Here is a 24,231-nt window from a genome sequence, read left to right as displayed (position 1 = left end):
TTGCTTCAATGTCGTTTTATCCAGTTTTCAAAGAACAAGGTTTTGAAGATCATTTTACAATGAGCCTTCAAAACTGAACGCAAGACGTTAATCGACAGATCCAAGATCTGTTTCCGTAATTATCCTTAGAAAGGAGGTGATCCAGCCGCACCTTCCGATACGGCTACCTTGTTACGACTTCACCCCAATCATCTATCCCACCTTCGGCGGCTGGCTCCATAAAGGTTACCTCACCGACTTCGGGTGTTACAAACTCTCGTGGTGTGACGGGCGGTGTGTACAAGGCCCGGGAACGTATTCACCGTGGCATGCTGATCCACGATTACTAGCGATTCCGGCTTCATGTAGGCGAGTTGCAGCCTACAATCCGAACTGAGAACGATTTTATGAGATTAGCATACCCTCGCGAGTTAGCGACTCTTTGTATCGTCCATTGTAGCACGTGTGTAGCCCAGGTCATAAGGGGCATGATGATTTGACGTCATCCCCACCTTCCTCCGGTTTGTCACCGGCAGTCACCTTAGAGTGCCCAACTAAATGATGGCAACTAAGATCAAGGGTTGCGCTCGTTGCGGGACTTAACCCAACATCTCACGACACGAGCTGACGACAACCATGCACCACCTGTCACCAATGTCCCCGAAGGGAAAACTCTATCTCTAGAGCGGTCATTGGGATGTCAAGACCTGGTAAGGTTCTTCGCGTTGCTTCGAATTAAACCACATGCTCCACCGCTTGTGCGGGCCCCCGTCAATTCCTTTGAGTTTCAACCTTGCGGCCGTACTCCCCAGGCGGAGTGCTTAATGCGTTAGCTGCAGCACTAAGGGGCGGAAACCCCCTAACACTTAGCACTCATCGTTTACGGCGTGGACTACCAGGGTATCTAATCCTGTTTGCTCCCCACGCTTTCGCGCCTCAGTGTCAGTTACAGACCAGAAAGTCGCCTTCGCCACTGGTGTTCCTCCAAATCTCTACGCATTTCACCGCTACACTTGGAATTCCACTTTCCTCTTCTGCACTCAAGTCTCCCAGTTTCCAATGACCCTCCACGGTTGAGCCGTGGGCTTTCACATCAGACTTAAGAAACCACCTGCGCGCGCTTTACGCCCAATAAATCCGGACAACGCTTGCCACCTACGTATTACCGCGGCTGCTGGCACGTAGTTAGCCGTGGCTTTCTAATAAGGTACCGTCAAGGTACGTTCAGTTACTAACGTACTTGTTCTTCCCTTACAACAGAGTTTTACGATCCGAAAACCTTCATCACTCACGCGGCGTTGCTCCATCAGACTTTCGTCCATTGTGGAAGATTCCCTACTGCTGCCTCCCGTAGGAGTTTGGGCCGTGTCTCAGTCCCAATGTGGCCGATCACCCTCTCAGGTCGGCTATGCATCGTTGCCTTGGTAGGCCGTTACCCCACCAACTAGCTAATGCACCGCGGGCCCATCTAGTAGTGACAGCCGAAACCGCCTTTCAGCATTTTGCCATGTGACAAAATGGATTATTCGGTATTAGCCCCGGTTTCCCGGAGTTATCCCAATCTACTAGGTAGGTTGCCCACGTGTTACTCACCCGTCCGCCGCTAAATCAGAAGAAGCAAGCTTCTTCATCATTCGCTCGACTTGCATGTATTAGGCACGCCGCCAGCGTTCGTCCTGAGCCAGGATCAAACTCTCCATAAAAGTAGTTTGAAAGCTCATTAGCTTTGCTAGCGTATCATCCGAAGATGATATCTATTTTTGTTTTGATCCACCAACAGAGTTGATGTTCAAAAACATTTATTGATTAACGTCTTGCATGTTCAGTTTTCAAGGTTCATTTTGTTTGCCACTTCGTTAGCGACATTCAATATTATATCAGGATAACTTTTCGTTGTCAACAACTTTTTTAAGTTATTTTCAAACCGTTGTTTCAAACTTGTTATCATTGCTTGTTTATCAGCAACTTTTATATCTTATCAAATTCACTACTCAGTGTCAACAACTTTTTTAAGTTATTTTCAAACCGTTTTGTTAGCTAAATTAGCAACTCAATTAATATACCACTATATTAATTCTAATGCAACATCTTTTTTCAAAAAAGTAAACTTATATATAAGTTAATATTAGATGCTTTCAAAAATAGCTTGTCTTCTATTGTAATGAACTTCTTAGTAATTTTCAAACAAAAAGCTAACCACTCTAATAGAACGTAAACAAAAAAGACTCTAGCATTAACTAGAGTCTTTTCTATAAGAAAACCTTAGTATTTAATCACGTGGACGCATTGTAGGGAACAATAATACATCACGTATAGTTTGTGAATTCGTTAACAACATGATTAAGCGATCAATGCCGATACCTAATCCACCTGTTGGCGGCATACCATACTCTAACGATTCAATGAAGTCATCATCCATTTCGTGCGCTTCGTCATTACCCGCTTCTTTTTCAGCAAGCTGCGCTTCAAAGCGTTCACGTTGATCGATTGGATCATTTAATTCAGTAAAGGCATTTGCATGCTCACGACGTACAATGAATAATTCAAAACGATCTGTGAATCGCTCATCTTCAGGGTTTTTCTTAGCTAACGGAGAAATTTCCACTGGGTGACCATAGATAAATGTAGGTTGAACTAATGTTTCTTCTATTTTTTGTTCGAAGAATTCATTAATAATATGACCCACTTCCATAGAGTCTTTAATTTCAACACCATGTTCTTTTGCATGCGCTCGTGCTTCTTCTTTAGACATTGGAGTCCAGAAGTCTACACCTGTTGCTTCCTTAACTGCATCTACCATGTGCAGACGAGTCCAACCTGGCGCTAAACTAATAACATCGTCGCCATATTGCACATCAGTTGTACCTAATACTTCTTGTGCTACGTGAGAAATTAAATTCTCTGTAAGTGCCATAATGTCACGATAGTCAGCATAAGCTTCATATAATTCAATCATAGTGAATTCTGGGTTATGGCGCGTTGACATACCTTCATTACGGAATACACGACCGATTTCATATACTTTTTCAAGCCCACCAACGATTAATCGTTTTAGATGAAGTTCAATAGCGATACGCATATATAATTCCATATCTAACGAATTGTGATGCGTAATGAAAGGACGAGCGGCTGCTCCACCTGCAATTGTGTGTAGCATTGGTGTTTCTACTTCAAGGTAACCATTACCATCTAAGTAACGGCGGATAGCTTGAATAATTTTTGAGCGAGTAATGAAAGTTTGTTTACTTTCTTCACTCGTCATTAAATCTAAGTAACGTTGACGATAACGTTGCTCTACATCTTTTAAGCCATGGAATTTCTCTGGCATTGGGCGTAGTGATTTAGTTAGGAAAGTAAATTCTAATGCTTTAACAGAAAGTTCTCCTACCTGAGTGCGGAAAACATTACCGCGAATACCTACGATGTCTCCTAGGTCCGCTTGTTTAAACAATTCGTATGCTTCTTCACCAATAGCATCTTTTCGAACATAAATTTGTACTTGTCCACCTAAATCTTGAATATGCGCGAAACCAGCTTTACCTTTACCGCGTTTTGTCATAATACGACCCGCGATTACAACTTCATGTAAATCTTCTTCTAATTGTTCTTTAGTAAAATCCACATACTGTTCTTTAATTTCGTTTGATAAATGCGTACGTTCAAAACGGGCACCGAATGGATCTAAGCCGTTTTCTCTAATAGAAGCCATCTTTTGGCGTCTCACCAAAATTTGGTCATTTAATTCTTCAGACACGATATTCACTCCTCATTTTTTGTTCCGCTATGCAGTCCATAATGTACTTATTGTACACAATTTTGCTTAACGATTCACGTCTTTATCATCATTTACTAGTAAATACTTCATAATCCATTAGCTCCTAAAGAAAAAAGCCGTCACTTCAAAGGCGACGACTCGGAGTTCCATTAAATAATATGGATAGCTTTTTCTGCTGCTTCTCGTTCTTCAAATTCTTCTACTAAGGTATTCAGTAATACTCTTAATTCTAACGCTGTCTCAGTTTGGTTAATGGCATTACGTGCCTTACCATTACCGCGAATGCCTTTTAAGTACCACGAAGCATGTTTACGCATTTCACGAACCGCTACAACTTCTCCCTTTAAGGCCATTAGGCGTTCAAAATGAAGAAGACAAACATTAATTTTCTCACGAACACTTGGTTCATCAATTAATTTACCTGATTTCAAATATTCCACTGTACGGTATATCATCCAAGGGTTACCCAGTGCTGCACGACCGATCATAACGCCATCTACCCCAGTTTGTTCAATCATACGTTTCGCATCTTGAGGTGTTTCTACATCTCCATTTCCGATAACAGGAATGTTTACGTTCTCTTTTACTTGACGAATAATATCCCAATTTGCATGACCTTCATACATTTGAACACGTGTACGACCGTGGACAGCAACTGCAGATGCTCCAGCACGTTCTACTGCTTTGGCATTATCGACTGCAAAGACATGCTCGTCATCCCACCCAATACGCATTTTCACGCTGACTGGTTTTTTCACATTATCTACTACTGCCGCTACCATTTCATATACTTTATTTGGATCTAGAAGCAATTTAGCCCCTGCTTCACATTTGATAATTTTATTTACTGGGCACCCCATATTGATGTCGATAATATCCGCCGTTGTATTTTGGTCTACATATTTAGCTGCTTCTACAAGCGTTTCTTTATCGCCACCAAATATTTGTAACGAAAGTGGGTTTTCACGTTCATCGATATAAAGCATACTCATTGTTTTATCATTACGATGAACAATCCCTTTATCTGAAATCATTTCTGCATATACTAAACCCGCTCCAAATTCTTTTACTGTTAGACGGAAAGCCGAATTACAAATACCTGCCATCGGCGCAAGTACTACTCGGTTATCCATAACAATGTCGCCGATTTTGAACGGGTTGTCATTTGTTAATGTCATACTCTGTTTCCTCCATATATGGTTGGTGCTTATTCTCTACCTTTTAATTCGTCCATTTTTATATCAAGCGCTGTCGCTATGATTTGTAACTGTTCTTCTGTTGGCAAACGATCCCCACGTTCAATTTTACCTAAAATTGAAGTAGACATACCAACTTTTTTCGCAAATTCGACCTGCTGAATTCTTTTTAGTTTTCGAAATGCACGAATTCTTCTACCCCAGCGATCGTTTTCCATTGTCGTACGCCTTCTTTCCCAACACTAGATAGCATTGATTGCAACGCTTCGTTTGTTTTAGGATAAATGAGATCTGGAGCGATTTCCAATAATGGTACTAGAACAAAAGCACGTTCATGCATTCTAGGATGCGGAACAATTAGTGTCTTTGTTTGAATATTGTCGTGATTATAAAGCAAAATGTCAAGGTCTATCGTTCTTGGACCCCAACGAATTACGCGCACACGCTTTAACTCATTCTCAATCGCTTGGCACAATTCAAGTGTTTTTTCCGGATTCAACGAAGTACGAATTTGCACAACTATATTAAGGAATGCATCTTGGTCTATAAAGCCAACAGGATCAGTCTCATATACAGAAGACACCGCAACAACTTCCACTTCTGGATGTTCAGTTAGTAACTTGACTGCATGTCGCAAAGTTTGCAATCGCTCGCCTATATTTGAACCTAGCGAAATAAAAACTTCGTTCATTTAAACTCACCTCTTGTCAATTCAACAGATACTTCCCGGTAATGACCTGGAATCGGCGGGTCAGGTTTAATCATTTCTACACGTAACCCTTTTACTCGTCCCTCATATGTAGACAGAATACGAGTCGCTATTTGCTCTGCAACAGCTTCGATTAATTTGTAAGGTTCGCCTTCAACAATTTCTTTGCAAATCATATACACTTCCGCGTAATTCACTGTATATTCAAGCTCATCTGTCTCACCAGCTTGATGTAAATCTACCGCCAGTGATATCGATACCCTAAAACGCTGACCAATAGCAGTTTCGGCAGCTAATACACCATGATAGCCATAAAACTCCATATCTTTTACATGGATATAATCCATTATTAACACTCCACTTCATCATTAAAAATATTATTTCAAGATAAATCTTATCATTCTACATTTGGTTGTTTACCTAATAAGACATCCATCATCCGTGTCATACGAGCGATTTCCTTAACATCATGTACACGTACCATATGGCAACCTTTATCGATTCCGAAGCAGACTGTAGCACCTGTACCTTCCACCCGTTCTGTCACTGGGAGGTCTAAGATATTACCAATCATTCTTTTGCGAGACGTTGCAAGTAATACAGGATAACCCATTTCTACCAATTGCGGCAAAACCTGCATCATCAATACATTTTCATGATGTGATTTCGCAAATCCAATCCCCGGGTCTAACCAGATGTGTGCATCAGGTACCCCAGCAGCTTTGGCTATTTGCAAACTCTTTTCTAAATCAGCTTTTGCTACCTCCCAGAAATTTGCCCCGTATTCTTCATTGTCGCGGTTATGCATTAAAATAATTGGCACATTTAATTCTGCAGCCACACTAGCAATTTCAGGATCGTACTTAGCTCCCCAAATATCGTTAATTATATGTGCACCTGCTAAAACAGCTTGTCTTGCTACTTCCGCTTTATATGTATCGATTGAGATCAATACATTTACCTCTTTACGAAGCTCTTTAATAATAGGTATAACACGAGCTAATTCTTCTTCGACTGAGATTTGAGTATGCCCAGGGCGAGTTGATTCGCCTCCGATGTCAATAACCTTCGCACCATCTGTGACCATTTGCTTTGCTTGAGCAACTGCTGATTCTAAATCGTTATATTTTCCGCCATCTGAAAAAGAGTCTGGCGTTACATTTAATATACCCATCACAAACGTCTCTTTATGGAAGTCGAGTATATGCCCATCGATAGTTAGTGGTATTGCGTAATTGTCTAGGTTCATCAAGGTCTTCCTTTCGCATCATTTATGCTTTTAACATACTGCTCGTGTAGAGCTTTGTAAACCGGCCCGTTATTTCCTAGGAAATTTTTCCCTTGCAAAGAGCGGATTGGGATAAGTTCTTGGACGGACGTTGTTATAAAGCACTCGTCCGCTTGTTCTAGCTGCTCTCGAGTAAAGAACCCTTCTATAACCGTTATTTGTTGCATCACTTGCCCGCGCGTAATACCTGGTAAAATACCAGTTTCAATAGAAGGAGTATATACCTTACCATTCGTCACCCAAAAAATATTTGACGTTATACCTTCCGCTACAAAACCTTCTTCATTCACGAAAAACCCTTCCAAATCAGCTAAAGACGGTACTTCAAATCGAGCTAATACATTATTCGCATAGTGATGCGATTTATGGCGGATTGATTGCTCAGGCGTATTACGTTCTGTATTCAACCATACCGCGGATTTCTCTTGCCCTCTTACCATCCTAGGCAAAGATTTACGAAATACAATAACGGTTGGTTCAGTATAACTTGTTGGCTTTAATCCAATATCATGTGCACCTGCCGATACATTCAATCGAAAATAACCATCTTCTCCATCACAACGTTTATCCAACTCACGAATAACTGCTAACAATTCATCAAAGCTATAAGGCAATACGATATGATAATCATCTAATGCTCGTTGCAACCTTTTACAGTGATCTTCCCAGAGAAATACGTCTCCTTCATAGGTACGAAATGTTTCAAAGAAGCCTAATCCATACAAAAAGCCGTGATCAAATGGCGAAATTCTTAAATCCTCACTCTGTACATACTCTCCGTTCATCCAACACCACATTAATTACCACTTCCTTCAGTAACCTCACAATAGCACTCGATAAAGTTTTGCAATATCTTCTTACCTTCCTCTGTCATAATTGACTCCGGATGGTACTGAACACCTTCAACCGGATAATCCTTATGACGAATCCCCATAATTTCACCTTCTGCTGTCGACGAAGTAATTTCAAGGCACTCAGGTAAAGTCTCACGTTCAACAATTAGTGAATGATAACGCGTTGCTTGAAATGGATTTGGTAGCCCTCTATTTACACCTTTACTATCATGCTGTACAGGTGATGTTTTACCATGCATTAAACGTTCTGCACGAATAACTTTCCCACCAAATACTTGCGCAATTGCTTGATGCCCTAGACAGACACCAAAAATTGGAATGCTCCCTGCAAAATGAGCAATGATTTCTAGACTTCTACCGGCTTCATTCGGACTACAAGGCCCTGGTGAGATAACAATCATAGCAGGCGCAAGCTTTGCAATCTCCTGCACTGTTAGCTCATCATTTCTTTTCACAATAAGCTCTTGTCCAAATTCACCAAAATATTGCACGAGATTATAGGTAAATGAATCATAGTTATCAATCATTAAAATCATACGTTACACTCCTCCGCCATTGCCTTCGCTTGCCATAAAGCTTTTGCCTTGTTTAGAGATTCAATATATTCATTAGTAGGAATAGAATCAATCACAATACCCGCACCCGCTTGTATATACGCCATCTCTTCTTTAATAAAAGCTGTACGGATAACGATATTCAGTTCTAAATCACCGTTGTATCCTAGCCAACCTATCGACCCTGTGTATAACCCCCGACGAACTGTTTCAAGTTCCTCAATAATTTCCATCGTTCGAATTTTTGGTGCACCTGTAATTGTGCCGCCAGGGAAAAGCGCTCTTACTACATCTGCATTTGAACAATTTTCATCTACAATGCCCCTTACATTCGAAACAATGTGCATAACATGCGAATATCTCTCAATCACCATAAACTCATTCACTTCAACGGTTCCATATTTTGAGACACGACCTAAATCATTACGCTCTAGATCAACGAGCATAACATGTTCAGCGCGTTCCTTTTCATTATCAATTAATTCCTGTGCCAATCGTTCATCTTCAACGATATCTTTCCCTCTCGGACGAGTTCCTGCTATCGGCCGAGTTGAAAGCTCCTGCCCTTTTTTCTTCACAAGTAATTCAGGAGAACCTGAAACAACAGCAAACTCAGGGGATTGGATAAATGCCATATACGGAGAAGGATTAAACGAACGTAGCGCCTCATACATTTGCATAGGTTCTGCACCAAGCTCTTTTGCTTGTCTAACGGACAGATTCACTTGGAATACATCACCTTGCGCAATATAGTTTTGCACTTTACGGACAGCCTCTTCAAAAACATCAGCCGATAGAGACACTTGTAATTTTGTTACATCATGCACAACATCAGTAGCCGCACCCTCCGCAAATTTTTGTGATTTTAGCCCCTTCTCTCCTGCCAGTTGCCAATCGCGTTCACGTTTCGCAAGGTCAACATCGCTAGAAGAAAGCTTCATCAAATGAACTTGTTCCTCCGCTACATCATATACCGCCCATTCATCGAATAGATAAAAATACAAATCTGGTATCTGCAGATCATCCTCCGCTAGGTTTGGCAGGTTCTCAATTTTTCGTGCATAGTCGTATGAGATAAATCCTGCTGCACCACCTTGGAAATCAGGGAACTCCACATTAACAGGCAATTTATATTCATCTATTAAAGCTTCCAATAAATGTAGCGATTCTCCTACTCGTGTTTCCTCTTGTCCATCGCGCCAGGAAATCAGTAAGCCGTCATCAGTCGAACGTACTACAGCCATCGGGTTCCATCCTGCCACTGACTGCTGACCGCCGCGGCCACTTTCTAATAACAAATGATATTTTTCATCTTTTACAAGTTCCTTAAACGCATAAAAGAACGACTGCTTGTCCATCGAAAAAGATGGGTAGTTGATTAATGATAAGCTCAAGAAATCTTCCTCCAATTAATTAAATCTATATTTTAACTTAACAAATTTCACTTTATAAATTACACCAACATCTAACAGTATATGAAAATGAAAGTCAGAGAGCAAAGTTCTAGAGAAAATATAAACAAAAATAAAAAAACGGGGCACGAATATGCCCCGCTTAGAAGTTAATGAAGTTGAATTAGTCGTCAAAATGGTAAAGAGGCGTACTTAAGTATCGTTCTCCATTCGATGGAAGAATCGCTAAAACGTTTCTACCTTTACCAAGACGTTTGGCTGTTTCAATTGCCGCGAAAATAGCTGCACCAGATGAAATACCACCTAATACTCCTTCTTCTTTAGCAATTTTACGTGCTGTATCAAATGCAGCGTCATTTTCCACAGGGAAGATCGAAGTATAGATTTCAGTATTCAACACTTTCGGAACAAAACCTGCTCCGATCCCTTGTATTTTATGAGGTCCCGGTTGTGCCCCAGCTAAAACTTGAGAATCTTTTGGTTCTACTGCGATAATTTCAATTTCAGGATATTTTTCTTTTAATACTTCCCCTACACCTGTAATTGTACCGCCAGTACCAACTCCAGCAATAAACGCATCAAGATTTAAGCCATCAAATGCTTCAACTATTTCTGGACCAGTTGTTACACGGTGAACTTCAGCGTTTGAAGGGTTTTCAAATTGTTGAGGAACAAACCAACCATTTTGTTCAGAAAGCTCATTCGCCTTTGCAATTGCACCTTTCATCCCTTCAGCGCCAGGTGTTAAAACAAGATCCGCTCCGTAAGCACGTAGTAAATTGCGACGTTCCATACTCATTGTATCAGGCATTACTAACACTGCTTTATATCCCTTAGCAGCCGCTACCATTGCAAGACCAATACCAGTATTACCACTTGTCGGCTCAATTAATGTGCTTCCTTCTTTTAACTTACCAGCTTTTTCAGCAGCTTCAATCATCGCTAAAGCAATACGGTCTTTAACACTGCTGCCCGGGTTAAAGTATTCTAGTTTTACGTAAACATTACCGTCATTTGGTCCTGTTACATTATTCAATTTCACGATTGGCGTTTTACCAATTAAATCTGTTACTGAATTAACTAATCTACTCATCTTTTACTCACTCCTAATTCCTAGTAATTTTATAGGTTTTAAATTATCTTAATTTTACAACCTATTGGTTACGTTTGTCAAATGAAAAACTATTTACTCTACTAAAAATGCAAACTATATTCCTAAGCAACAAATCCCATCCAATAAACTCTAAAGATTATTCCTTGTAGACGTGTATATTCATTCCACTCATGTAAAATAAAAAAGACTACTCTACAATTAGTATGTGCAGAGTAGTCTAGATATCATTATTTTATAAGTCTTTGTCATGTATCAATATGTCTTCACAATATAAATATTTAGGCATTTAATTAAGATACAGACTAACTTAAATTACATTCTTCAGAATAGATTTACTATCATTTTAAGAATTAATTTCTGTTATGAATCCTTCTAATTCTTCTTTTGAGTATTGGTACTTTTCTTGACAGAAGTGACAATGAGCTTCTGCTTTTCCATCTTCTTCAATCATATCACGTATTTCTTTTTCACCTAAGCTAAGGATAGCTGCGCCAAAACGTTCTTTTGAACAGCTACATTCAAATTTCACTGGCATTGTATCTAGCATTTGAACATTATCTTCACCTAGTACAGCTTTTAAGATTTCTTCAGGAGTGAACCCTTTTTGAATCATTTTAGAAACCGGTTCGATTTTCGATAATTGATTTTCAATTTGAGTAATCGTTTCATCATCTACACCAGGTAGCAGTTGTATGATAAATCCACCAGCCGCCAGGATAGAATCATCTGTATTTACCAACACACCAAGACCTACTGATGAAGGTACCTGTTCAGATGTAGCAAAATAATATGTGAAATCTTCTGCAATTTCCCCAGAAACAATCGGCACTTGTCCAGAGAAGAAGTCACGTAAACCTAAGTCTTTCACAACTGTTAATGCACCCTCAGTACCAACAGCTCGGCGTACATCTAGTTTTCCTTGAGGATTCAAATCAAATTCTACATGCGGATTTGTAACATAACCACGAACTTCACCTTGTGCATTCGCGTCTACGATCATCGAACCAATTGGTCCATTACCTTCAACTTTAACAGTGATTTTATCTTCACCTTTTAACATAGCACCCATCATCACTGATGCAGTCATTGTACGACCAAGTGCCGCAGAAGTTGTTGGCCAAGTATCATGACGACGTTGTGCTTCCCCAACCGTTTCAGTTGTACTCACAGCAAATGCACGCACACTATTATTAAACCCTAACGCTCTTACTAAATAATCTCCCACTCTTATATTCCTCTTTTCTTATTGATTTCTCTTATATATTATACGCAATCCCTTTAAAGTTAAAAATGGATCAACAATATCGATAATTGTTGATTCTTTCGCAATTAATGAAGCAACTCCACCCGTTGCAATTACAAGTGGTTCCTTCTTATTCTGCACCTTCATTCGACTAACGATACCTTCTACTTGTCCAACATAACCGTAAACGATACCGGATTGCATAGCAGATACCGTATTCTTTCCAATAACATTACCAGGTCGCATAATTTCAACACGCGGCAATTTAGAAGCACGTGCAAATAACGCTTCTGTTGAAATATTAATCCCTGGCGCAATTGCCCCACCCATATAGTCACCTTTATCATTCAAATAACAATAAGTTGTTGCCGTACCGAAATCTACAATAATCAGTGGCGATTCATACTCATGAAGTGCAGCTACAGCATTCACGATACGATCAGCACCAACTTCCCTCGGATTTTCATATTTGATATTCAGACCTGTTTTCACACCAGGTCCAACAATCAATGGCTCTAGCGAAAAATACTTACGACACATTGCCTCTAGTGAAAACATTATCGGAGGCACTACTGAAGAAATAATAATACCATCTATATCAGCAAAAGATAAATCCACATGTGTGAACAATGATTTAACCTGCATTGCATATTCATCTTCTGTCTTATGCGGGTCAGTTTCCATACGCCAATGATGCATAAGTTTGTCATCGTTAAATATACCAAGTGAAATATTCGTATTCCCAGTATCCATTACTAAAATCATCAACCCAAGCCTCACTTACATACAGTTTTCTGAAAGAATCATAACATATTTTGGCCTAATAAAAGAAGCTGATTGCCTTATGCGAACACAAAGGTCAATCAGCTTCTAATTTAATAGTTATTATTTTTGTTCTTCTTGAATACCATCATTTGATGTTCCATCCTGCTTTTCAGTAGGTAGGTCACTTGATGTTGGATCAGCAGTTCCAAATACATCAAGCTTTTCTTCTTTAACTAAAGTTACATTTTTAGATTCATTACTTTCAAGTACTAGATCAGCCTTTTTACCATTACTTTGGTTATAAGGTCTATCTGGCAACGTTCCGTGGTCTTTTAGATGTTGAATCTGTTCTGCATCTAATGTTTCAACTTCAAGTAAAGTTGTAGCAATTAAATTTAGAAGATCACGATTTTCAGTAAGAATACGTTTTGTACGGTCATATTGCTCTTTTACCATGCTTTGCATCTCTTGATCAATTTCGTAAGCAATTTTATCTGAGTAATTTTGTTCAGAATTGATATCTCTACCTAAGAAGACATTGCCTCCTTGGCTTGAACCAAATTGCAATTGACCAAGTTTATCACTCATACCGTATTCGGTAACCATTGAGCGAATAATACTCGTTACGCGTTGGAAGTCATTATGAGCACCTGTTGAAACTTCACCAAAGACGATATCCTCAGCTACACGCCCACCAAGTAACCCTGCAACTTTATCAAGAAGCTCCGGTTTAGTCATGAAGTAACGATCCTCTTTTGGAAGCATTACTGCGTAACCGCCAGCTTGACCACGAGGGACAATTGTTACTTTATGAACTTTTTCAGCTTCATCTAATATTAATCCAACAACAACGTGACCTGCTTCATGGTATGCAACAATATTACGTTCTTTTTGTGAAATGACACGGCTCGTTTTAGCAACACCTGCAATTACACGGTCTGTTGCTTCATCGATATCTCCCATGTCAATTTTCTTCTTATTCGTACGAGCAGCTACAAGTGCAGCTTCGTTTAATAAGTTTTCTAAATCTGCGCCAGAGAATCCAGGTGTACGTTGAGCAATTGCTTTTAAGTCCACTGATTCATCTAAAGGTTTTTTACGAGCATGTACTTTAAGAACTGCTTCACGACCTTTTACATCTGGGCGTCCAACAGTAATTTGACGGTCAAAACGACCTGGACGTAATAATGCTGGGTCTAGGATGTCTGGGCGGTTCGTTGCAGCGACGATAATAATACCTTCGTTTTCACCGAAACCATCCATTTCAACAAGCAATTGGTTTAAAGTTTGTTCACGTTCATCATGACCGCCGCCTAATCCTGCGCCACGTTGGCGACCAACAGCATCAATTTCATCGATGAATATGATACAAGGTGCGTTTTTCTTCGCGTTTTCGAATAAATCACGAACACGTGAAGCACCCACACCAACAAACATTTCAACGAAGTCAGAACCACTAATAGAGAAGAATGGTACGCCAGCTTCACCGGCTACCGCACGCGCTAGTAAAGTTTTACCAGTACCAGGAGGCCCTACAAGTAGAATTCCTTTTGGAATACGCGCTCCAATATCATTGAATTTAGTAGGATCTTTTAAGAAGTCTACTACTTCTACAAGTTCTTGTTTTTCTTCGTCTGCACCAGCTACATCTGTAAAACGAACCTTTTTCTTTTGATCGTCATACAGCTTAGCCTTACTTTTACCAAAGCTCATTACACGATTACCGCCACCTTGTGCCTGATTCAATAAGAAGAAGAACAGGATAAAGATGATGATGAATGGAATAATTCCAGTAAAGAACTGAATCCATCCACTCGTTTCAGGAGCAGGTAAAAAGTTGATTTTCGAGTTGTTTTTTGCCGCAGCATCAATTTTATCCATTACTGCTTGGTTATCACGAGGTACATTTGTTACGAAAGATTCACCTTTTTTGTAACCCTCTAATTCACCTTTAACGACATAAACCAATTTGTCAGGCTGTAACTCCGCTCGGGTTACTTTGCCTTTATCTAGTGCTGTTATGAACTCGTGATACTGTATTTCTTTCGTCGGTTGGTTCGAGTTATTAAACGTACCAAAAATCCCGATGATCACGAGGAAAATTAATAAATATAATATGGTGTATCGAAATATTCGATTCATCCCCAGCCTCCTCACAAGGTAAACAGAAAAACTATAGTAAATCTTAACATATGAACATTAAGGCGTACAACGAAAAGCATTTCGAAAAAGAAGTTTCAATGTAAAATTGTCAAAATTTTAACATTGTTATTAAAATGAATAAACTTCTTTCTTTAGCACCCCAATGTATGGTAAGTTACGATATTTTTCTGCGTAATCTAATCCATATCCTACAACAAATGCATCTGGTACTTCAAAACCTACAAAGTCAGCTTTTAAGTCTACTTTGCGACCAGTTGGTTTGTCTAATAATGTAACGATTTTAATTGATTTTGCTTTGCGATATTTGAAAAGGTCTACTAAGTAGCTTAGCGTTAGACCACTATCAATAATATCTTCTACGATTAAAATGTCACGGCCTTCAACACTTGTGTTTAAGTCTTTAACGATTTTCACTTCACCAGAAGATACAGTAGCATTACCGTAACTAGTTACATCCATAAAATCTACTTCAACATAAGTGTCGATTCGTTTCATTAAATCCGCCATGAATGGCATCGCACCCTTTAGTACACCAATCATTAAAGGAAACTTCTCTTGATATTCCTCCGTTAAGGATTCCCCAATCTCACGAATTTTAACTTGTAAATCTTCCTCAGAAATTAATACTTTTTCGATGTCTTTTTGAAGCATCTTAGTTCCTCCTTGATTGTATATAGACACTACAAAGTTTGTTGATCTACGATGAAGAATGCATCATCAGTAGAGCGTTCGCAATAAGAAAAACAATTACCTATACGAAGACCAGGAAGTGCAATGACCTCATCTTCTTGCGTAACAATAACTGGCCATTCGTCTCTAAGTGCCATTGGTACCTTCTCGTCAATAAAAATACGAGATATGCGCTTATGTTGATTCAAGCCAAGTAAATTGATACGGTCTCCATTCATTCTCGTTCTGACATATAACGGCAATGGGACTTGCTCAATTTGAAAAAAATAAGTCTTTGCGGACGGGGTAGTATCAGATGGCCTTTCATCAGATAACTTTCCTATGTATACACGCAAATTGTTCGTCAAATTCGTCCATGTATTAAGCGTAACCATTAAAGGCAACTTTTCTACACTTGAAATTTGTTTTTTCTTGATAATTAGCTCATCATATTGACGAATTGCTACAACACCTTTTGGTAAATGCAAAGTTGCATTTCCAGCCGTCGATGAAGTCAGTTCGAGAATAGAATTCCACAGGGTATAACTTTGTACAATTGTTGTATCTTTATATAGATATTTTAATAGTAGTAGAATGATTCTTCTTTGTAAAGCGAGTGGCTTATTTTGGAATGCTTTTATGCAAATTCTCCATGAATCTTCATTTATTATTGCCACAACTTCATGAAAAGCTTCTTGCGCTAAACTTTGCAATAAATCTTCATCCGCTTGTGCCTTTTCGGTATACTGACGAAATGCATCAGCAACACGTGGATTTTCACCTGCAAGTAACGGTACAACATGATGGCGAATTCGATTACGTGTATAAGAATCTTTTTTATTACTAGAATCTTCTCGATAAGCCTGTTCGTTTCGTTGTAAATAAGTATGAATGTCATTCTTCGTCACAGATAAAAATGGACGTATTAGATGCCCGTTTGCAAATGGTCGCTCTCGTTTAATCCCAGTAATTCCGGAAGCACTCGAGCCTCGTGTAAGTGCCATTATGACACTTTCTACTTGATCATCTGCATGGTGCGCAACTACAAGATGCGTACTTGAACTTTCTATCATGATCTTCTCGAAATACCGATAACGCTCTCTTCGGCATATAGCCTGTAAATTCCCTTTCTCACGTTGTAAAATCTCAGGAATAGGTATATCAATAGCATAAACAGGAATGTCACGTTCTTGGCAAAAAGCTTCAACAAATTGACGGTCCCTTTCAGCATCTTCCCCACGCAACATATGATTCACATGAATCGCCGCAACAGTGACACCCAATCGGTCTTTCTCTTTATACAAAAAATGCAGAAGTGCCATTGAATCAGCACCTCCCGAACAAGCAACGAGAAGACGGTCACCTTCATTACATAAATGATAATACTTCATGTATTGATAAGCTTTTTGTTCGAGTTGTTCCATCTTCTCACCTCATTCACTATCTTACCATTCTTTGCTCAGAAATAGCCGCCGAAGATGGTTTAAATAAAGACCAATTTGAAATTTTATGTTCAATACGGATTGCGACGAGTGTACAATCATCATTTGGTACATCCTGACCTCGAAATGCACGTAAAACAGATGCACACATATCCTCAGCTGGGCAATTCTCCAGCTCCTGTAAATGACGAATTAGTTTACTTTCCTGCTCCTCCCAAGACTTATTTTCAAAGAACAGACCATCCGTACACATGAAAATTATATCCCCTGCTTTTAGTGATACTTGATCTGCTTCTACTGAAAATGATGTCATAAACCCTACTGGCTCACTCTTACTCTCTAATCGAATACACCTTTCCCCTCGTACTAAATAAGTTGCCATACTCCCTGCTTTCCAGGACCATAAAGTGCCGACTTGTAAATCCACAAGTGCAAAATCCATTGTCGCGTACATATCACTATCATTTTTCAAAGACATGACATAATGCAATGTATGCATGGCTGTTTCGGGTGCCATTTGATGGTGCATGCATTCACGCATTAATCGAATGAGACGTCTACTTTCCTGATGTGCCTTTTTACTATGTCCCATTCCGTCTGATAACATAACGGCCGTAAGCCCTTGATGAAGTGGGAAAACGGCGTGTGAATCACCAGAGTAAATCGTATTCTGCTTCGAAGACGTATATACATCATAAGACATATGGAATCGAACCGAAGATTGAAATGTCATCTGCAAATGTGGATACGGACTGTCCTTCATAGCAGTTCTCGCGATTTCAAACGGCTCATTAAACACACTTTGTAAAATTGGTAGCACTAAGCGCTCTGCTAATGTTTGATCTGTTTCCCACATGGCCTTTTTCTCTGGTAAACAGCAAACAATTTTCCGATTCCCTGTCTCATTTGATAAAATATCTACTTGAAAATGTTCAATTCCAGCAAGTTTTAGCTCTTCTGATAGCTCGTCCTCTTTATGCTGAAAAGACACTGCTTCCCCCGTCATATCATTCATCACCATATCGATATGCTGGCACATATCCCGCAATTGCAAAGCAATCATCTTACGACCGTGGTAAAACTGACCACTAAGTTGCTTTTTCGAAACCTTCTCCTCCAGTGCGGACAAAAACGGCGCGGACTTCACACATTTATAACGAATTTTTTCATCAAGTTGCAATCTTGTCGCTGCATTCGCAGTAGCACTTGCATCCAGCCATCTCTGCGTTAAATCTGGCATCTCACTTTTACTATTGCTCCAACATTTATCGTACTTAAAGCAAGATTGGCAAACTGCGAGCGGTTGCTCCTGCCTCTCTTCTGCTACAGTTTTGTTCACATTCCCAAAACGATCATGTACAAGCTCTTTCATAAAATCTACGAAGTGATGAAAATCTACAAGCTTCGTATTGAGCCTTTCCGTTAACCACTTCTGCCTTTCTAAAAGCACTTCATCCCTATTTGGATATAATTGATTTTGCCAATAAAGAACCCATTTCTGTGGGAAGATAAAAAATAGTAAGGTAGCAAATGCAATAGACATAAAGAATGTATAATCAAGTGGCAGTGTCGCATCATACAATGAAAAAAAGACACTCGCCATAATGCCCCCTGTGGCAATCCAAAACCTACCGGCATTTTTGCAAACCCCTGCAAATAAACCGGTTACCGCGTAAACTGCCATCATTCCACTAAAAGATAATTGAGATAGACTAAGTATCATACCTGTTAGCACTGCTACAGCTGTCGCTAATGTGACACCGCCAACTAATGCAGATACAAGTATAAGTAAATGCATAGCAATACGTGATACTGATAAGAAGCTAAGAACAACATCGTCCATAGCGGTTAATACCACAGCCCCTACGATCAGTGCTGCACCGAGTCGCTCAAAAGACCATCTGGCCGTCATTAACTGATGCATCGGTAAGAAAAGGATACCCAAAAAGAGTGTCATGAAGATTGCTAATGCACCTTCATATCCGATGTATAGCCATACAAGAATTGGAGGATGCCCATTGTACGAAATATATTGCCAAACTATTTGAACCGTCAAAATACTAAACCCTACTATTACAGGAAGTGGTAATCGTTTAAAAGGGGTTTTTAAAAGGAGTAATAAAAACAACAATTCCAATATATGAATGGTTGTTTGCCCGAAACCTAATGTAAGACTTCCGCACAATCCTCCTACCAATGTCCAACTCATCCACCTTGGATATCTAGTAAATGCAATTGCTGCAATCGGTAGGAAGAATGGTACCGTTGCTTCAAATAACACGGCTTGAGATAAGTAAAAGGAACAAAATAAAAACAAAACTGATAGCCATATTCGGTATTTTCTCTTAGCTACACTTGCCCATGTATTCTTAATTGCTTGATTTTGCGCTATTCCTTCATGCCACATCTTCATAAAACAACCTCCTCCTGAACATTGCCACCATTATAGATTGAATATTCCATAAACTTTGTCTTTTTGTGTTTTCATGAAAAAAAACTTTTCGACGAGAAATTGCTTTTTTTAAGAAAATAATTTCATAAAACAGCTTGACACTTACACACTTTATCTTGTATTATTTATTATGTTGTTTAAAACGGCGGCGTAGCTCAGCTGGCTAGAGCGTACGGTTCATACCCGTGAGGTCGGGGGTTCGATCCCCTCTGCCGCCATAATTTTTTTATCTGGGCCATCTGTGCCAATATTATTTGGCCCCTTGGTCAAGCGGTTAAGACACCGCCCTTTCACGGCGGTAACACGGGTTCGAATCCCGTAGGGGTCATCATAAAAAAGCAACTTTCTCATGATGAGAAAGTTGCTTTTTTATATGTCAAATTAAGTACGGTATATACATATACGTGGCAAATTGTCTACAGAGGTGTCGTTATAGGCGAATTTTAGTTTGTTTGTATTGCATTTAATAGTACAATTCGTCAGGTATAAACAATTAAAAAAGCAACCCACGACGTACTTGGATTGCTCAAAAATCTATTTCACACTTTTTCTACGATTAAAATAGCCAGCAAGTTACCCTCTTCTTGCGCCACGGCCACCACGTTTAGATTCTGTAGCGCGTTTTAGCGTTGCAAGACGATCTTCACTGTCTTTTAAGAATCGTGCCATTTTTTGTTCAAAATTCTCTTTTGGTTGATGACGGTTATCATTACGATCATTTGAACGATTATTATGACGTGGGCGTTGAGGCCGCTCTGGTCGTTCTGCTTGAGGCTTTGCTTTACGAATAGACAAACCAATTTTGCCATCCGCTTCGACATTCATTACTTTAACCTCAACCATTTCTCCAACTTTCAAATGTTCGTTGATGTCTTTTACATAATTGTCTGCAACCTCACTAATGTGCACCAGACCTGTTGAGCCATTTGGCAGCTCTACGAATGCTCCAAAATTTGTGATACCTGTTACCTTACCCTGTACCTTGCTGCCTACTTCAATTGACATAAAAAAAATGCTCCTCCTTAATAAATCAAGCGACTTTGTAAGCCATGTAATCAAATTATGAATCTTAAAACTCGGTTAGATTCTCACTTCTAATTATATCCAACAAAAAAAGAGTGTCAATAAGACTACTCTTTCGAATCCCCATTTTTCTCATCTTTTTCGGTATTTTCTGGAATTGAGAAAATAATTTCACCAGCTTCAGAAAGGAAAAGCTCTTTACGTGCTAATTTGGCGATATAATCATCGTCATTTAGCTTCGAAATTTGAATTTTCAATTCCTCTTGTTGGTCTTGGGTGTCTGAAAGTTTCTGGGTTAGCTCAATTTTTTGCTGTTCTTTTTTAGCGAGTGTCTTCTTTTGATTTATCAATGTAAATACTAGGGACCCCATAACGAGAACAAATGCGATTGTGAAAAGTGCCAGTCTTCGATAAAGACGTATTTTCATGGCTCGTTTTTTCTTTTCCTGCCGTTCCATGGACTCGATGTATTCTCGACGAATGGCAGCAACTGAATTTTCTCCACTAGCTTTTTTGTTACGATTATTCATCCTCGTTATCCCTCCCTAAATAATAATTCTTCTAGCTTCTTCATTGTTATTGTATGTGTATTCTCCATTATAACGAATTTACCTTGATTTTTTAAGCCTTAACTGTTTAGTTTTTTTAACCAATGGCGTAAATGGTAACAGCAGGAGCCTTACAACACGCATTATGGCGCGGATTATCCACCTTATGATCGAAACGAAAAAATTAAAAATTAACCACAATGGCCTAAGTAAAATAATGTATATTAGACGACCTCCAAAGCGAAATACCGATTGGAAGTATAACTGATAACAATAAAAACCTGCGAGCTGTGCTATTGGATCAACAATACGCCATTCACCAGCTCGCACATTAAATAGTAAATAAAAACTAGCTATACCGAGTATAAGCCAAGTTATCAGCTCTAACGCTATATAGCCTTTTCTTCTGAATGACCGCGGGGGTGCATAATATTTAATCGTACGTACTAGATCTATACATGCTGCTCCTACAATTCCACTAGCAATCATGACGAGAAGGCTGAGAAATTGCGCTGTTACGGTCATCCAAATATTTTATGAAGGAAGCTTTTAGACAAGCCGTTGTCTTCGTCATCATACTGTAGCGTCTTCACTGTTCCTTCAAGTGTCAATAAACCCTTGTCTACATCCAAATGGACAATACGTAATTCCTCACCTCTGATGAGTAAATGTCCTTGCGAAGTGTGCACTAAAAACTCTTCTTGATCAAAGCGCTCGATTGATTTCACCGAAGTGACATCCATTCGTTTGCGATTTCTGACCGTTAGCAAATGATCCCCTGTTGGAATTGTGTACGTTGCATTATCCGGCTGTAACGTCAATGATTCCCCTCCCTTGTCCTGTCTTTAAACTATATGCTGCGGACAAACCCTTTATGATAAAACTGCTAATTTCCATTCAGATATTTGTTTATAGATAGGTTTTTCAAAACGCTTTGCAGTCATTTTAGTACTATTTTAGCGTTACCTCTTCAACATTCACTCTTTAAATAGATAGAAGAAACAAGTATAACAATGATTTACTGCATATACCTGCTCATTTCTATGTATCCTTACATAAGATATTCTTATTCATTAATAATTTGTAACTTCCCCCTATCATGTTTACTGGTCAGTGTTACTTTGGAGAACTAGCTTTGGAATTGTCCAATTAAAAAAGTTGTCCTAAAATTTAGTGAATACTAATTTTCAGGGCAACCTCTTATAAAATCATTCAAACAAAATATAGATCAATGCTTAAAATACTATTTCTCTTTAAGCAACATCTACTTTCAAAATCAGCTAGTTCTCATCATCGATAAATTGCGGTTCAATCTTCTCTAATTTCTCCTCTTTTATAATCGTAAACATTCTTGCAGCGTCTTCTTTTTTTACTGTATCTTTCAATTCTTCAACTCGTGCCGTTACAACTTTTTGACCGAATCGGATTGCGAGTTCGTCACCTGCTTTTACAGCAGTACTTGCCTTCACCACTTTACCGTTAATTGTAATACGACCTTGATCGGCAACCTCTTTTGCTAATGTGCGGCGTTTAATCAAACGTGATACTTTCAAAAATTTATCTAATCTCATATTTTATTTCCCTCCTTCTGATTTTGCCTCGTTCCAAAAGGCATCTAACTCTTCAAACTTATAAGCTTTAAAATCTTTTTTACCAGCCATTACTTGCGCTTCAACATACCCAAAGCGACTAGCAAATTTTCGGTTTGCGTGGATCATGGCTTCTTCAGCTGAAATTTTATATACACGTGCGATATTCACTAATGTAAATAGCACATCGCCAAATTCATCGAGACGTGTTTCATTCGTTCCATTCGCTACTTCTGCTCGGAATTCCTGCAATTCTTCGGAGAACTTTTCCCAAACACCTTCTGTCGTAGGCCACTCAAAACCAACTTTTGCCGCTCGTCTTTGATAGTTATAAGACGTTTGCAGTGAAGATGCTGCTCGGTACTCACCTTTTAATAGAGGTTCCGGTATCTCACCATTAGCATTTTCTTTACTTTTAATTTTTTCCCAGTTAGCATTTACTTCTTCCACACTATCTACAGTAACATCACTAAATACATGAGGATGACGACGAATCATCTTAGTGCTTACTGCTTCTAATATATCCTCTAGGTTGAAGAATCCTTCATCTTCACCAATTTGTGCGTGTAAAAATACTTGTAGTAGCACATCACCAAGCTCTTCAATCATATGCTCATCATCTTGCTCATCGACCGTTTGTAGGAACTCATGCACTTCCTCTAGCATATATCTTTTCAAGCTTTCGTGCGTCTGTTGTTGATCCCAAGGACAACCATTAGGGCCACGCAATGTTGAAATAATCTCACGGAAAGTTGACCATTCACGAAGAGCTCCATCACGATTCGTTACTGGAGGCACGTAGACGGTTGTTAAGTTATCAATTTCTGCTGCACGGTCCAATTCGTATAAAGGAACTGTACGTAGCTTTTCGCCTTTTGATCCTGCTGCAGTAACGATTGTAACTGGATAATCCTCACGATATTTTTCCATCAATGTCAGTTTTACTTCTGAAGCGCTGAAAGTATCATATACTTGTGCAATTAATAGATGTTGCTTCATATTCACTTCATGTGATGAGAAAGTTGCTCCATCTACCAATTGGAAGCCATCGATTGGATCGATACGTAATGCACCGAAGATTGGATCTAGGAAACTTTGACCTCCCTCAATGTTAAGCTTTACTTTGCCTTCTTTTTCAGCTTTTATTAATAGTTGAACAGTTAACTCTGCTACGAGTGGATGTCCAGGTACTGCGTACATTATATCTTCTTTCTCCACATAACTTAAAAGCGTTTCTACAATCTCTTCATAAACTGGTCGGAAATCATCGTGCTTTTCATAGATATAGTCAAAGCTTTCAAATTCGATTCCTTCAGTTGCTAACTCATTTAATACTGGGTGGTCTATCGTACGTACATATATTTTCTTTGCCTGCTGTAACTTACGATAAACACCTATTTGTAGCTGTTCAAAGTCACTAGCTCCGAGGCCAATTATTGTCAATTGATGCATAATT

General features: G+C 39.2%; 22 protein-coding genes, 2 tRNA genes and 1 rRNA gene. 2 read left to right on the top strand and 23 right to left on the bottom strand.

The window, feature by feature from the left end:
• Positions 1–129: 129 nt before the first annotated feature.
• The 17 genes from MHH98_RS00485 to MHH98_RS00405 all read right to left on the bottom strand — a co-directional run bounded on the left by MHH98_RS00485 (position 130) and on the right by MHH98_RS00405 (position 19,576).
• A 16S ribosomal RNA gene (locus MHH98_RS00485) occupies positions 130–1,682 on the bottom strand.
• Positions 1,683–2,248: 566 nt separating this feature from the next.
• Positions 2,249–3,733 (bottom strand): lysine--tRNA ligase, encoded by a 1,485-nt coding sequence (gene lysS, locus MHH98_RS00480; protein ID WP_445684001.1) that lies wholly within the window; start codon positions 3,731–3,733, stop codon positions 2,249–2,251.
• Between the two features lie 170 nt (positions 3,734–3,903).
• Positions 3,904–4,932 carry a tRNA dihydrouridine synthase DusB gene (gene dusB, locus MHH98_RS00475; protein ID WP_076065984.1) on the bottom strand — a complete coding sequence of 343 codons (1,029 nt, stop codon included), beginning with the start codon at positions 4,930–4,932 and terminating at the stop codon, positions 3,904–3,906.
• Between the two features lie 29 nt (positions 4,933–4,961).
• On the bottom strand, positions 4,962–5,168 hold the full coding sequence (locus MHH98_RS00470; RefSeq protein WP_038179310.1) for a helix-turn-helix domain-containing protein: 207 nt from the start codon (positions 5,166–5,168) through the stop codon (positions 4,962–4,964).
• Positions 5,120–5,641 (bottom strand): 2-amino-4-hydroxy-6-hydroxymethyldihydropteridine diphosphokinase, encoded by a 522-nt coding sequence (gene folK / locus MHH98_RS00465; protein WP_038179308.1) that lies wholly within the window; start codon positions 5,639–5,641, stop codon positions 5,120–5,122. Before folK ends, MHH98_RS00470 begins: the two co-directional genes overlap by 49 nt.
• Entirely contained in the window at positions 5,638–6,006 is a 369-nt protein-coding gene (folB, locus tag MHH98_RS00460) for a dihydroneopterin aldolase (RefSeq protein WP_038179306.1), read from the bottom strand. The genes folK and folB overlap by 4 nt, the downstream gene beginning before the upstream one ends.
• 50 nt (positions 6,007–6,056) lie before the next feature.
• On the bottom strand, positions 6,057–6,908 hold the full coding sequence (folP, locus tag MHH98_RS00455) for a dihydropteroate synthase (protein ID WP_340712168.1): 852 nt from the start codon (positions 6,906–6,908) through the stop codon (positions 6,057–6,059).
• The gene (gene pabC / locus MHH98_RS00450) at positions 6,908–7,744 is read right to left on the bottom strand and encodes an aminodeoxychorismate lyase (RefSeq protein WP_038179302.1); all 837 of its coding nucleotides are present in this window, start codon (positions 7,742–7,744) and stop codon (positions 6,908–6,910) included. The genes folP and pabC overlap by 1 nt, the downstream gene beginning before the upstream one ends.
• On the bottom strand, positions 7,744–8,337 hold the full coding sequence (gene pabA, locus MHH98_RS00445; RefSeq protein ID WP_076035397.1) for an aminodeoxychorismate/anthranilate synthase component II: 594 nt from the start codon (positions 8,335–8,337) through the stop codon (positions 7,744–7,746). The genes pabC and pabA overlap by 1 nt, the downstream gene beginning before the upstream one ends.
• The gene (locus MHH98_RS00440; RefSeq protein WP_340713515.1) at positions 8,334–9,713 is read right to left on the bottom strand and encodes an anthranilate synthase component I family protein; all 1,380 of its coding nucleotides are present in this window, start codon (positions 9,711–9,713) and stop codon (positions 8,334–8,336) included. Before MHH98_RS00440 ends, pabA begins: the two co-directional genes overlap by 4 nt.
• Positions 9,714–9,930: 217 nt before the next feature.
• Positions 9,931–10,860: a cysteine synthase A gene (cysK, locus tag MHH98_RS00435; RefSeq protein WP_038179298.1), complete on the bottom strand. Its 930-nt coding sequence runs from the start codon at positions 10,858–10,860 to the stop codon at positions 9,931–9,933.
• A gap of 364 nt (positions 10,861–11,224) precedes the next feature.
• Positions 11,225–12,106, bottom strand: a complete 882-nt coding sequence (hslO, locus tag MHH98_RS00430) for an Hsp33 family molecular chaperone HslO (protein ID WP_038179296.1) — start codon at positions 12,104–12,106, stop codon at positions 11,225–11,227.
• A gap of 18 nt (positions 12,107–12,124) precedes the next feature.
• Positions 12,125–12,889, bottom strand: coding sequence for a type III pantothenate kinase (locus MHH98_RS00425; protein ID WP_340712167.1), 765 nt, complete (start codon positions 12,887–12,889; stop codon positions 12,125–12,127).
• A 120-nt stretch (positions 12,890–13,009) separates the two neighbouring features.
• Entirely contained in the window at positions 13,010–15,031 is a 2,022-nt protein-coding gene (gene ftsH, locus MHH98_RS00420) for an ATP-dependent zinc metalloprotease FtsH (RefSeq protein ID WP_340712166.1), read from the bottom strand.
• 129 nt (positions 15,032–15,160) lie between these two features.
• The gene (gene hpt / locus MHH98_RS00415; RefSeq protein WP_038179291.1) at positions 15,161–15,703 is read right to left on the bottom strand and encodes a hypoxanthine phosphoribosyltransferase; all 543 of its coding nucleotides are present in this window, start codon (positions 15,701–15,703) and stop codon (positions 15,161–15,163) included.
• A 29-nt stretch (positions 15,704–15,732) separates the two neighbouring features.
• Positions 15,733–17,145 (bottom strand): tRNA lysidine(34) synthetase TilS, encoded by a 1,413-nt coding sequence (tilS, locus tag MHH98_RS00410; protein WP_038179289.1) that lies wholly within the window; start codon positions 17,143–17,145, stop codon positions 15,733–15,735.
• Between the two features lie 16 nt (positions 17,146–17,161).
• On the bottom strand, positions 17,162–19,576 hold the full coding sequence (locus MHH98_RS00405; protein ID WP_051448547.1) for a SpoIIE family protein phosphatase: 2,415 nt from the start codon (positions 19,574–19,576) through the stop codon (positions 17,162–17,164).
• Positions 19,577–19,759: 183 nt separating this feature from the next.
• Between MHH98_RS00405 and MHH98_RS00400 the strand changes: the two genes are divergently transcribed.
• Positions 19,760–19,833 (top strand) — tRNA-Met (locus MHH98_RS00400).
• 38 nt (positions 19,834–19,871) lie between these two features.
• A tRNA-Glu gene (locus MHH98_RS00395) sits at positions 19,872–19,943 on the top strand.
• A gap of 245 nt (positions 19,944–20,188) precedes the next feature.
• Here MHH98_RS00395 and MHH98_RS00390 read toward each other — a convergent pair.
• The 6 genes from MHH98_RS00390 to mazG all read right to left on the bottom strand — a co-directional run bounded on the left by MHH98_RS00390 (position 20,189) and on the right by mazG (position 24,227).
• The gene (locus tag MHH98_RS00390) at positions 20,189–20,620 is read right to left on the bottom strand and encodes a S1 domain-containing RNA-binding protein (protein ID WP_038179287.1); all 432 of its coding nucleotides are present in this window, start codon (positions 20,618–20,620) and stop codon (positions 20,189–20,191) included.
• 125 nt (positions 20,621–20,745) lie between these two features.
• Positions 20,746–21,168, bottom strand: a complete 423-nt coding sequence (locus MHH98_RS00385) for an FtsB family cell division protein (RefSeq protein ID WP_038179285.1) — start codon at positions 21,166–21,168, stop codon at positions 20,746–20,748.
• A gap of 78 nt (positions 21,169–21,246) precedes the next feature.
• Complete coding sequence (gene yabQ / locus MHH98_RS22035) at positions 21,247–21,711, bottom strand: spore cortex biosynthesis protein YabQ (protein WP_038179283.1); 465 nt, start codon at positions 21,709–21,711, stop codon at positions 21,247–21,249.
• Complete coding sequence (gene yabP, locus MHH98_RS00380) at positions 21,708–22,007, bottom strand: sporulation protein YabP (protein WP_038179281.1); 300 nt, start codon at positions 22,005–22,007, stop codon at positions 21,708–21,710. Before yabP ends, yabQ begins: the two co-directional genes overlap by 4 nt.
• Before the next feature lie 459 nt (positions 22,008–22,466).
• Positions 22,467–22,757, bottom strand: a complete 291-nt coding sequence (locus MHH98_RS00375; RefSeq protein WP_038179279.1) for an RNA-binding S4 domain-containing protein — start codon at positions 22,755–22,757, stop codon at positions 22,467–22,469.
• Positions 22,758–22,760: 3 nt separating this feature from the next.
• Positions 22,761–24,227 carry a nucleoside triphosphate pyrophosphohydrolase gene (gene mazG / locus MHH98_RS00370; RefSeq protein WP_340712165.1) on the bottom strand — a complete coding sequence of 489 codons (1,467 nt, stop codon included), beginning with the start codon at positions 24,225–24,227 and terminating at the stop codon, positions 22,761–22,763.
• Between the last annotated feature and the right edge of the window lie 4 nt (positions 24,228–24,231).

It is taken from the genome of Viridibacillus sp. FSL H8-0110 (genome assembly GCF_038003565.1).
In the GTDB taxonomy this organism is placed as follows: Bacteria; Bacillota; Bacilli; order Bacillales_A; family Planococcaceae; genus Viridibacillus; species Viridibacillus arenosi.
The sequence above is the reverse complement of the archived record's forward strand: the minus strand, read 5'-3'. Positions and strand labels throughout refer to the sequence as shown.

Coding starts and splice junctions, on each gene's coding strand:
- folK (WP_038179308.1), bottom strand. CDS start 5,641: ATGAACGAAGTTTTTATTTCGCTAGGTTCAAATATAGGCGAGCGATTG.
- MHH98_RS00385 (WP_038179285.1), bottom strand. CDS start 21,168: ATGAATAATCGTAACAAAAAAGCTAGTGGAGAAAATTCAGTTGCTGCC.
- MHH98_RS00390 (WP_038179287.1), bottom strand. CDS start 20,620: ATGTCAATTGAAGTAGGCAGCAAGGTACAGGGTAAGGTAACAGGTATC.
- MHH98_RS00470 (WP_038179310.1), bottom strand. CDS start 5,168: ATGGAAAACGATCGCTGGGGTAGAAGAATTCGTGCATTTCGAAAACTA.
- MHH98_RS00375 (WP_038179279.1), bottom strand. CDS start 22,757: ATGAGATTAGATAAATTTTTGAAAGTATCACGTTTGATTAAACGCCGC.
- dusB (WP_076065984.1), bottom strand. CDS start 4,932: ATGACATTAACAAATGACAACCCGTTCAAAATCGGCGACATTGTTATG.
- folP (WP_340712168.1), bottom strand. CDS start 6,908: ATGAACCTAGACAATTACGCAATACCACTAACTATCGATGGGCATATA.
- cysK (WP_038179298.1), bottom strand. CDS start 10,860: ATGAGTAGATTAGTTAATTCAGTAACAGATTTAATTGGTAAAACGCCA.
- folB (WP_038179306.1), bottom strand. CDS start 6,006: ATGGATTATATCCATGTAAAAGATATGGAGTTTTATGGCTATCATGGT.
- MHH98_RS00425 (WP_340712167.1), bottom strand. CDS start 12,889: ATGATTTTAGTAATGGATACTGGGAATACGAATATTTCACTTGGTATA.
- ftsH (WP_340712166.1), bottom strand. CDS start 15,031: ATGAATCGAATATTTCGATACACCATATTATATTTATTAATTTTCCTC.
- pabA (WP_076035397.1), bottom strand. CDS start 8,337: ATGATTTTAATGATTGATAACTATGATTCATTTACCTATAATCTCGTG.
- MHH98_RS00440 (WP_340713515.1), bottom strand. CDS start 9,713: ATGGACAAGCAGTCGTTCTTTTATGCGTTTAAGGAACTTGTAAAAGAT.
- yabQ (WP_038179283.1), bottom strand. CDS start 21,711: ATGACCGTAACAGCGCAATTTCTCAGCCTTCTCGTCATGATTGCTAGT.
- mazG (WP_340712165.1), bottom strand. CDS start 24,227: ATGCATCAATTGACAATAATTGGCCTCGGAGCTAGTGACTTTGAACAG.
- pabC (WP_038179302.1), bottom strand. CDS start 7,744: ATGTGGTGTTGGATGAACGGAGAGTATGTACAGAGTGAGGATTTAAGA.
- MHH98_RS00405 (WP_051448547.1), bottom strand. CDS start 19,576: ATGAAGATGTGGCATGAAGGAATAGCGCAAAATCAAGCAATTAAGAAT.
- hpt (WP_038179291.1), bottom strand. CDS start 15,703: ATGCTTCAAAAAGACATCGAAAAAGTATTAATTTCTGAGGAAGATTTA.
- tilS (WP_038179289.1), bottom strand. CDS start 17,145: ATGGAACAACTCGAACAAAAAGCTTATCAATACATGAAGTATTATCAT.